This is a genomic window from Thermoleptolyngbya sp. M55_K2018_002 (assembly GCF_015295965.1).
In the GTDB taxonomy this organism is placed as follows: domain Bacteria; phylum Cyanobacteriota; class Cyanobacteriia; order Elainellales; family Elainellaceae; genus Thermoleptolyngbya; species Thermoleptolyngbya sichuanensis.
In genome coordinates, this window is the sequence record NZ_DVEA01000029.1 from 1 (window position 1) to 2060 (window position 2060).

At 56.9% G+C, this 2060-nt stretch carries 2 protein-coding genes; one reads left to right on the plus strand and one right to left on the minus strand.

Going from position 1 to position 2060, the window contains the following annotated elements:
- Positions 1-552, plus strand: a 552-nt coding sequence (locus IGS51_RS01350) for a glucose PTS transporter subunit EIIB (RefSeq protein WP_297075067.1), incomplete at its 5' end; no start/stop codon positions are given.
- A 294-nt stretch (positions 553-846) separates the two neighbouring features.
- Here IGS51_RS01350 and IGS51_RS01355 read toward each other — a convergent pair.
- Positions 847-1719 (minus strand): MBL fold metallo-hydrolase, encoded by an 873-nt coding sequence (locus tag IGS51_RS01355; RefSeq protein WP_297075069.1) that lies wholly within the window; start codon positions 1717-1719, stop codon positions 847-849.
- Between the last annotated feature and the right edge of the window lie 341 nt (positions 1720-2060).

Genomic DNA, 2060 nt, shown 5'->3' on the forward strand with positions numbered 1-2060 from the left:
GGCGGGCGCAGCAATATCGAGGTGATGGACGCTTGCATCACCCGCCTGCGGATTACCGTCAAAGATAAGAGCAAGGTGAACAAGGCGCGACTGAAGGCGCTGGGTGCATCTGGTGTGCTGGAGGTGGGCAACAGCGTGCAGGCGATTTTCGGCCCGCGCTCAGAAAACCTCAAGACCGACATGATCGAGTATTTGAAAACCGCTGGCCCGGAAGCGGATCTGGGTTACACGCCGGCGGCGGGTGAAGCCGAAGTCGCTGAAGAGGCGGCTGTGGGCAGTGGCGCTCCGGCCCGCGACCCGATGGCTGCCGAGAAGGCTGAAAACCTGATCATTGCCCTTGGGGGTCGCCGCAATATCCGCAGCGTGGAACCTGCTGCCCTGACGCGCCTGCGGGTCGAGGTGGCAGACGACAGCGTAGTGGATGACTCTGCGCTTAGTGCGGCCGGCGCTAACGGCGTGATGCATCTGACCGACCACAAGCTACATGTGCTGGTGGGGCTAAATGCGGATCAGTATGCCGACGAAATGAAGCGACAGTTGACTCATGTTTAGGGATTGGGGCCAATCGTGAAGATGTCCTGAAGACGTAAGGATGGGCAGCGCATCGCGTTGTCCATCTTTATGCAACGTGCAACCTTTATGCAACGTGCAACCTTGCTAATCTCCCTTTCCCTTTTCTGGTACGCCGGAGGCTTTAAGTGTGTTCTCCCAAGGCGGGAGAGGGACTTCAAGCCTCTCTTGCGCCCCTTCTCCCCACTTGGGAGAAGGGGTTGGGGGATGAGGGCAGATTGAAAGTTGCGCGTCGCGGTCGATCGCTATGCCGACTTATGATGCCGGAGTGCTAATCTACGCCGAAAGATTGTTCCCGAATCTCGTCACGTCCAGCACCATGCCCTCGCGGGCTAGCTTCACATTGGGATAGCGAGACTGCACATCCTGCTCGATGCTGTCCAGAAAATCGTCCTCGTGGGCTGGGTCGTGGTGGAACATGATGACCTGTTTGACCCTAGCGGCGATCGCCAAATCGATGCCCGACTGCCAGCCGTGGTTCTGCTCCCCGGTGGCTGCTTCGGGGTCAACCAGGGCATGATCGCTGATGTAGGCTGCGTCGTAAATCAGCAGATCTGCGTCTTGCGCTAGATACTTCAGATTTTGCTCCACCGAATCGGGCGATCGCTCGGTATCTGTGGCATAGACCACCGAATAGCCGCCCCAGGTTACGCGATAGCCCAGCGCCCCATTGGGTCGATTGAGCGATACAGCTTCCACCGTCACATCCTCAATCGGAATCACCGACCCCGGCACGATGTCTACAAACTTCAGATCCGCCTGCATCACCTGCAACGGCACGGGAAAATTGGGGCGCAGCATTTGATCGGAGAGGCGCTGCTTGATTGACGCGCCATTTGGGCCGGCCGCCCCGTAGATATGGAAACAATTTCCGGGTACAAAAGCAGGCGCAAAAAAGGGAAATCCCTGGATACGATCCCAGTGCGTGTGGGTAAAAAACAGGTGCGCCTCGACGGGCATTTCATCGCGCAGGTGCTTGCCCAGCAGGCGCAGCCCCGTCCCTCCGTCGAAAATAATTCGCTGCCCGGCGACTTGCATCTCTACGCAGGGCGTGTTGCCTCCATAGCGCACCATCTCGACACCTGGCGTGGGCACACTGCCGCGAACGCCCCAAAATTTGACCGTAAAGGTTTGGGGGTCTATCTGCATAACTTGAGGAGTGTCCGCGACCGCATAAAAACCAACCGAAGAAACATTAGAACCGGACATGGGAGGTCAAACATACGGGCCTTGCAGAGGATGTGTCGCACTAGAGCAGTTGGGTCATGAGTCGAGCCTCAGTGGGCGATCGCCCCAGACCGATTCACCCAAGTCGAGCCTCAGCAATAGATTTAGCATTCCCTGATTTAACCAGTTTGGCTCATGGGATGCACAGATTTACCCGTCCATCCAGTTGACTTTATGACATGACTGCATAAAGCTCCGGCTAAATTCACAGCACTCCGGATACTATTGCTCCGAATACCATTGCTCCGAATACCATTGCTCCG